Genomic DNA, 8,181 nt, shown 5'->3' with positions numbered 1-8,181 from the left:
CAAATACTCATCACGCAGCTCTTTAAACTCATCTAAATCATCTTGCCATTGTTCAACAATCGAGTCGACTGATTCGCCGTTTTCAATGGCTTCTTGTACCCAGCCGTTTCCGATTAGGTTGCCGAAGAATCCGTCAGTACGGAATTGGAAGTCTTCTGGGTATAGGTCGTGAATGGCTTTGACGATGTGTAAGCCTGTTTCGATTGATTTGTATGATCTTTGGTTCGTGACGTGTATTTCGATGCCGTGTGATAGGTCACCTGCGTGTTTTGAGAATGTTGGTGTGAATGATGCAGCTCTAAATGTCACGCCTGGTAAGTCTTGTTCGTTTAAGTGTGTTGCGAGTTCATCTGAGTCGATGAATGGTGCGCCGATTAGCTCGAATGGTTTAGTCGTGCCGCGGCCTTCTGAAACGTTAGTGCCTTCGATTAAAGCCGCACCTGGGTAAACGACTGCTGTATCAAGTGTCGGCATGTTTGGTGACGGTAAAACGAATTCTAAGTCTGTATCATCGTAATACATATAGCGTTTCCAGCTATCCATTTCGACGACGTTCAAGTCTGCACCAATATCAAATTCCTCGTTAAATAAGTAAGCTAGCTCACCAACTGTCATGCCGTGGCGTAACGGAATTTCATATTCGCCTACAAAAGATGAATACTCATCTTCTAAAACTGGACCAACCACATCTAATCCGTTGATCGGGTTCGGGCGGTCTAAGACGATGAACTCAACATCGTTTTCTTCAGCTGCTTCCATCGCGAATGCCATCGTGTAAATGTAAGTGTAAAAGCGTGTCCCAACGTCTTGGATATCGAATAATAGAACATCTACATCTTCTAGCATTTCAGGTGTTGGCTTACGTGTTTCACCGTATAAGCTATAAACGGGAAGCCCTGTCTTTTCATCGATATAATATTCAACATACTCACCAGCTTGTGCATCACCGCGCACACCATGTTCTGGTCCGTAAAGTGCTGTTAAATTAACGTCTGGATCGTTATGCAGTGTATCTACTATACTATTTAACTCTGAATCTACGCCTGTCGGATTGGTAATTAAGCCAACATTTTGGCCATCAATTAAATCTTTTTCTTCATCTAAAAGAACATCAACGCCAAGTTCAAGCTGTTTGGCATGGCCTTTTTTATTTCCTTCACCGTTGCCTGGCCCGCCTTGTTGAGCCATCGTCACAGAAAAGGTTGCAAGCACTAATACTAATGTGGCAACGCCAATTAGCCATTTTTTCATAAAAGAAATCCTCCTTGAAAATTTTTATTTAAACAGGAAGCTGAGAGGGAAGGGACTCAGCTTGACCTGTTTAATGAAGTTTCGTTAACAAAATTAATAATTTAAACCATATCCGAATTCATATAAAACATCATCGTCAACCGTTGGGATCGTCACTGGTAGCAATCCAGTTGGCTCGTTGTCACCAAAAATAGTTGCTGCTGTCGCTTCAAAGCTTGCATCATTAAAGCCGTATTGCGCTAAATATGCATCAACTGTCGGATAAGCCATAATGTCATATGGATTACGAATGCCAACACCAATCACTGGAGCATCAGTCACGTCACTAAGCGAATTAATTAACTCCATATTCGGGTTGTCTGGTGCACGGCCAGCAACGTTAAATGTGTAAGAGCCAGCAATGACGACTTCAGCGTTTTCAATCGCTTCAAGCTCAGTTTCTGTTAAGTCACCAGACGATTGAATGACGGTAGTGTCAGCGTGATGCTGAGACACTGCATCACCTAAGTCGTTTATAAATGTGTTTCCAACAACGACAACTTCACCATCTAAGTCATCTGTTAAAGGTAAAACGTCGTCATTTTTAATAAGTGTAATCGAGCGTTCTGCAGCTTCTTGCTCAATTTGCTGATGCTCATCTGAACCAACGACTTGTAATGCGTTAGCCACTTTTTCTTCAATTGACTCAGGGTTTTCCTCTTTTATAATTCCGCGCTCAAGCTTAAGTGTTAAAATACGCTCAACTGAAGCTTCGATGCGCTCTTCAGTAATGTCGCCAGAATCGATTGCGTCAAGTAAGCCTTCAGCGACTTCTTCTAAGCCGACTGGCATTAAGACGATATCACTACCAGCTTCGACAGCACGGACCGCAGCATCAACTGGACCGAAGTGATCGGTGATCGCATTCATGTTCATCGCATCTGTTGTAATGACACCTTCATATCCCATGTCATCACGAATGAGTTCTGTTAAAACTTTATAAGATAACGTTGCCGGCAACATCACTTCTTCGCCAGTTGCCTCAGAAATGACAGTCGTATCATCGATTTGAGGGAACGTAACGTGTGCTGTCATGATCATGTCCATTCCTGATTCCATCGCTCGTTGGAATGGGTAAAGTTCAACTTCTTCAAGGCGCTCGCGATCATGTGGCACTTCTGGTAAACCTAAATGGGAATCCACATCAGTATCACCATGGCCTGGGAAGTGCTTCGCCGTTGCTGCAACACCAGTCGATTGAAGACCTTCTGTATAAGCGATTCCTAAGTCAGCAACTAAGTCTGGATCTTCACCAAAAGATCTAACGCCAATAACAGGGTTGTCTGGATTATTGTTCACATCCATTACAGGTGCGAAGTTCGTGTTAATCCCTAAAGAGCCGATCTCATGACCAATTGCTTGCCCAACGTCAAAAGCAATCTCTTCAGAACGCGTGGCACCTAATGCCATGTTTCCAGGGAAATCAGTACCAGACTGAAGGCGTGTTACAATTCCACCTTCTTGGTCGATCGTCATCATTAAGCCGAACTTTTCAGCCGCATTTTGATAGTCACGCACTAACCGAGCCGTTTGTTCAGTGTCTTGGACGTTTTCAGCGAATAATATGACTCCGCCTAAATGATACTCTTCAACTAGCTCCTCTATTTCAGGAAGCATTTCCGTTACTTCTTCACTGTCCCAATGACGGAAATCTGGCATTAGCATTTGTCCAAGCTTTTCTTCAATTGTAAGCCCATTTAGTGCATGCTGAACTAAGTCATAACGTTCACCATCTTCTTGAACGAGCGTCACTTCAGACTCGGGTTTACCTGGGCTGTTGTCACCAGGATTAACCTTATAATCAACCGCAATTCGGTCTTCAAATACACCATTTGTAACAGTAATAAACGTGCGTCCGTTTTGGCCGGACATTGTCACTTGGCCATCGTCATCAACCTCTGCCACATTTTTATTAGAAGAAGACCATTCAAGGCCATCAGATTCCTCAGTAAAATAACCGTCAGCATAAACATTTAACGCTGTTAATTGAAACTCTTCTTGACCATCAGCGTTCGGTTCAACTTCAGGCACATTTTCTAACAAAATGAGATCCTGTAGCGAGTCACCTTCTTCAGCAGACACTTGTCCACTTGGCATTCCAAGCCCAAAGTGAGAAAAGACAAACACCACCGTTATTACTGACATCAACAATTTACGTGAATGTTTCACTAAAGCACCACCTTATATTTTTTAATATGACCTTTTAATCCAATCATTACTTGTCCAATTCAGATCAATCGATTCACCATCAAGTGAATATAGTTGCGTATTGTCTATATACCAGCCACGTCCATTAACGAGCGCGTCTGTTTCGTAAGTGAAGCGGATATTTTGGGCCGTTTTAGGTACTTCAATTTCGATTTCGTGCCAGTTCTCATCGCCGGTAAGTTCATGTGCAGTCATCCAATCATTACCGTCTTCAGAATACTCAACATAGCCAAAGTCATATCCTTCTTCTATACGGTGCCAAGTATCAAAAGTTAGTATGGCATCTTCAGTTAAATTTAGATCAGCTGTTAACTCATACTCAGCGTGGTCGCCATAACCAGAAAACCAGGCTTCATCACTTGGCATCGAAACAGGAATCGCATCTGCTACTTGTTCTGCTAGAGCACGTCTAGCTACATGAGTTGAAGTGGTATCACGTGATGGGTGAACTCTGTTAGTCAATAAAATGGCAATCGTATCATTATCTTGGTTAACCACTAGCGATGTGCCAGTAAAACCAGTGTGTCCAAAAGTCGATTCACTTGAAAGAGCTCCCATGAAAGAACCACGATCAAATTCAAAGCCTAACCCTTGGTCGGCGAGTTCAGGGATGTGACTTTCAAGCATTAAATCCACCGTTTCTTCTTGTAAAATTCGTTTGCCTCCGTAGCGACCATCATTTAAAAACATATGAGCGAACTTACCTAAGTCTTCAGCAGTTGAAAAGACACCTGCGTGACCTGAGACACCGTCTAAAGACCATGCATTCTCATCATGTACTTCGCCCCAAACAAGACCTCGGTTAACTAGTGTTGGTATTCTGTTGCAGCGATTCGGTGTTTAAGTTCTTCTGGAGGGTTGTACATTGTGTCACTCATACCTAAAGGTTTTGTTATGGCTGCTTTTACATATTCATCTAAGCGTTGTCCAGATAAACGTTCTACTAGACTACCGAGTGTGATCATATTTAAATCGCTATAAGTATAATCTGTACCAGGATCAGAGGATAATTCTTGCTTATAGACGATTTGTAATCGATCTTCTCTTGTTTCACCTTGTGAGTGTAGTGGAATCCATGCTGGGAATCCAGATGTGTGGGTCATTAGTTGGCGGATCGTTACGTCTTCTTTATCATTCGTTGCAAATTCAGGGATATATTTTGCAACTGGGTCATCAAGATCAAAGTGACCGTCTTCATACAATGTCATAGCAGCAGTCGTTGTGAACAACTTGCTTAATGAAGCTATGTCAAAAATAGTGTCAGTTTCAGTTTGAATTGGCTGTTCTGCTTTATTAAATTGATCGTCTTCGTACAAATAGCTATGTCCATAGGCTTCGTTGTGAACGATGTGTCCTTTTCTTGCTATAAAAGTCACCGCACCAGGCATCACACTTTGTTCAATCATATCTTCCATGACGTCATTGATTTGGTTTAGTGGTTCAGAAACCATTCCAGCACCATTCGTTGAACCAGGATGTAGTACTGGTGAAGTTGGTCCTGGATCATCCCAACTGAAATTGTGGGGATTGGTTCGTTTGAAGCAAAAGTGTTAGCTGGCATCATTAAAGGAACACACATTGCGGCTGCTAATACGATGGATAAAGACTTCTTTTTCCTTCTCTTATCTACCACTTAGTTTTACCTCCTACAAAGATATAGGTTGAGTTATGAAAGAATCTAGAAGTATTAAAGAAGCTCTAGTTGATGAGGATTATGAAGCGCTTTCATATATTCGCGTGTGAAATAAAGTTTCACCACCTTTATTAAATAATGAATTTAAAATTCAGAATAAGGTTAACATTGTGAAAATTTTGTGTCAAAAGAGGTTTCGGGTGTAGAAAAGAGAGGGGTAGTAGACGAAAGTTCTACTATAATAAGAAAAATTGACAAAAACTGTGGTAAGAAATGGTTATTCTATTACGAGAATACGGACAAAATCGACAAGCGAAGTGTTGAGTTTAGATAGAAAGTCTTATTTTTCCAACAAAAAAAGCGAACGCCTTTGTAGACGTTCACGATTATAGATTAAATTAAATTCTGCCAACCATCACCCAAAGGTCAGCTAAGTAGATTCGAAACATGACGTATAGAGTTAAAATAGTAACACCGAAAGCTAAGAAACTTAAATATAATGTCGCGCGGTGATTTTCGGTTTGTAAAATATGAAAGAAAGTCATGAGCATTGGTACGAATGCTACAAAAAGGAGTAGTCCAATCGCTGCTAATGACAAAGTGAATGTGACAGATGAGCTTAACCCTGTGATCATGGATAACATAGTCATTAAGGTGAAAGGAACAGCTAGGGTGCCATATTGAGTCATCGCTTCTTTATAAGTTAAATTAATGCCTCCGATCTTTAGACTAATGATAAATCCAACGAAACCAGCTGCTAAAATGAGTAATGAACCGAGTGTCAATCGACTTATGATTTGGAAAGCGTTCGTATCGACTAGCACACCTTGCGCGTTCATTAATAAGTAAATACCTAATGCAAAGGTGATCGATAGAAGAAGTAATGTCGTAATGGCGTTACCGTAATGATGATCTGACTGTTTAAGTGCATGGGTTGGGTTTTTTAGTGTCTTTTTATAAAATTCAGCATAGTTTCTCATCATTGTACTGATTGCAGATGGCTCTGACGTTTGTGGTCTATTACTTCGGGATAATGGAATTTGTTTTACTTGAATGACTTGTTGCCCCCCTTGTACTAAGGCATGACCACAATTTTCACAAAAGTTCCCTCCTGCCTGATTGTTATAGCATTTGCTGCATGTCAATGCGCCCACAGAAATCGCCTCCTTAATTATCCTGCTAGGCTAATCCATTCTAATATATTAACGGTTTGTCTAAAGTATTACTTAAGGATAAAAAAAGAACTAAACGGACTAGTCCGCTTAGTTCTTTCGATATAGTAGTGGTTGTGCTATTCTTCCTTCTATTAAAGGTCGCATCCACTGGACTGTTCTGTTTGATCCGAGTGTTAACGTGATGATGACGCCATAGACGAGGATGAGCATGTAATCCCAAACGTTCGAAAAGGCCTCGTATAAATAGATTTCATACATCGTCTCGACAATTACCCCGTGTAAAATATAAATATAAGCAGTTCGTTTACCGAATTCGGTGAAAAATGTCTCGCGCGTTGGCACGAATGCTAAAAAGGCAAAGCCGACAATTAATGATAGCCCATAGATTGCTAGACGGAAGAACCCAGCATACCACTGGTCATAACCAAGCCCAGCATACGGCGTGTAGCCAAACAGCCAGTTTAACGATTCGTTCAATGATAACACTTGTTCAAACATAATATAGACGAACACGAAAGCCGCCACCGCAGCCACTTTCATAAAACGCTTTTTCACCCATTTTAAATGCTCTAACTTCATATAATAGCCAAGCAAGAAAAAAGGGAAAAACACAAACGTCCGGTGCATGGACAAGTAGTGCCCGATGTCCGAAAAATAGCCAACCCCAACACCTAATATAATCGCAATGAGTATTGGATACTTAATTTTAGTAAACACAAACAACATTAAGTTCCAGAAAAATAAACTTAATAGAAACCACAACGTAAACTGCGGTGATAGCAGATAAAATTCATACGTCGGATCATTATATAGAAAATAGTAATACACTCCGAAAATAACTTGGAAAATAAAATACGGAACGAGCAATTTCATAATTATTTTTTTAATAAAACCTGGCTTCATAAACCCTTTACTTAAAAAGCCGGTGAGTAAGATCAGCGCGGGCATTCTAAATAGGCCAAGTATATTGTTAATTTCATTGATAAACGGGTGATCGCCACGAATCGGCACGAAAAAATGGCCTAGCACGACAAGGAAGATGAGTATAAATCGTGCATTGTCGATGAACGGATCACGCGCCTTCTTAACCTCTGCCATACTCTCCCTACTTTCTATATATAAACTATTAAATGTGAAACATTATATTATAGAACAATCATAATTTCAGTTAAAAAGCTATTAAATTTTATTACAATTAATTAACATCCTCTTGGGGATATATTGAAAGGTAGGTAGTATGGTAGAATATTTTATAAAGAAAATTCAGAAACTTATTTAAGGGGTTAGTATATGAGTGAATATTTTGAGAGAGGGATCTTGTCTGAAGATATTGTCCAAGAAGTGAAAAATCTCATAAAAGAAGATGTAATTCTAACTAATAATAAAGGGATTGTTGTAGCTTCGTCAGATCCTACAAGAGTTGATGATTTTCACGAGGGAGCCCTTAAGGCAATTGAGAATAAAGAAAACTTGGTTATGACGGATGAGTTAACGAAAGAGTTAAAGGGAGTTCGGCAAGGTATAGTTTTACCAATCCTTATTAAGGAGCAAGCTTATGGTTGTATCGGTATTACTGGCGAACCAGATCTAATTAAACCATTTGCCATGTTAGTGAGGAAGGTTACAGAACTATTTGTTAGGGATTCAATTAATCGACTAGATGAAGAACGGCAAGCTAGAGAAATAGAGTTTTTTATATTTGATTGGCTCAATTCTGATCAAATAACAAAGGATATGACTGAGAAAAGCGATTTTTATAATCTAAACATGTATAGTTATGAAAGGGTTATAGTATTCGATACTAAAAATAAGGATTATCACTTTACTTACAAAGAAATAAAAATGTTAAAAGATGTGTGGGTCTCAGACAGACAT

The 8,181-nt window shown here is 40.0% G+C and carries 7 protein-coding genes; 1 reads left to right on the top strand and 6 read right to left on the bottom strand.

The window, feature by feature from the left end; genetic code table 11:
- The 6 genes from A194_RS0112655 to A194_RS0112630 form a co-directional block, all read right to left on the bottom strand.
- Positions 1-1,251, bottom strand: a 1,251-nt coding sequence (locus A194_RS0112655) for an exo-beta-N-acetylmuramidase NamZ family protein (RefSeq protein ID WP_017187197.1), incomplete at its 3' end; no start/stop codon positions are given.
- A 93-nt stretch (positions 1,252-1,344) separates the two neighbouring features.
- A complete protein-coding gene (locus A194_RS0112650; protein WP_040402892.1) occupies positions 1,345-3,435 on the bottom strand; it encodes a glycoside hydrolase family 3 protein in 2,091 nt (696 codons plus the stop codon).
- Between the two features lie 45 nt (positions 3,436-3,480).
- Positions 3,481-4,317: a serine hydrolase domain-containing protein gene (locus A194_RS21405; protein ID WP_423734751.1), complete on the bottom strand. Its 837-nt coding sequence runs from the start codon at positions 4,315-4,317 to the stop codon at positions 3,481-3,483.
- On the bottom strand, positions 4,305-4,949 hold the full coding sequence (locus A194_RS21400) for a serine hydrolase domain-containing protein (RefSeq protein WP_423734750.1): 645 nt from the start codon (positions 4,947-4,949) through the stop codon (positions 4,305-4,307). Before A194_RS21400 ends, A194_RS21405 begins: the two co-directional genes overlap by 13 nt.
- A gap of 580 nt (positions 4,950-5,529) precedes the next feature.
- Positions 5,530-6,285, bottom strand: a complete 756-nt coding sequence (locus A194_RS0112635) for a hypothetical protein (protein WP_017187194.1) — start codon at positions 6,283-6,285, stop codon at positions 5,530-5,532.
- Between the two features lie 108 nt (positions 6,286-6,393).
- Positions 6,394-7,404: an acyltransferase family protein gene (locus tag A194_RS0112630; RefSeq protein WP_017187193.1), complete on the bottom strand. Its 1,011-nt coding sequence runs from the start codon at positions 7,402-7,404 to the stop codon at positions 6,394-6,396.
- 192 nt (positions 7,405-7,596) lie between these two features.
- Between A194_RS0112630 and A194_RS18420 the strand changes: the two genes are divergently transcribed.
- Positions 7,597-8,181: sugar diacid recognition domain-containing protein (locus A194_RS18420; protein WP_017187192.1), on the top strand; the 585-nt coding region annotated here is incomplete at its 3' end.

This window comes from Alkalibacillus haloalkaliphilus C5 (genome assembly GCF_000269905.1).
Taxonomy (GTDB): Bacteria; Bacillota; Bacilli; order Bacillales; family Alkalibacillaceae; genus Alkalibacillus; species Alkalibacillus haloalkaliphilus_A.
This window is presented reverse-complemented; position numbering and strand designations above follow the sequence as displayed.

Coding starts and splice junctions, on each gene's coding strand:
- A194_RS0112650 (WP_040402892.1), bottom strand. CDS start 3,435: ATGTCAGTAATAACGGTGGTGTTTGTCTTTTCTCACTTTGGGCTTGGA.
- A194_RS21400 (WP_423734750.1), bottom strand. CDS start 4,949: ATGGTTTCTGAACCACTAAACCAAATCAATGACGTCATGGAAGATATG.
- A194_RS0112630 (WP_017187193.1), bottom strand. CDS start 7,404: ATGGCAGAGGTTAAGAAGGCGCGTGATCCGTTCATCGACAATGCACGA.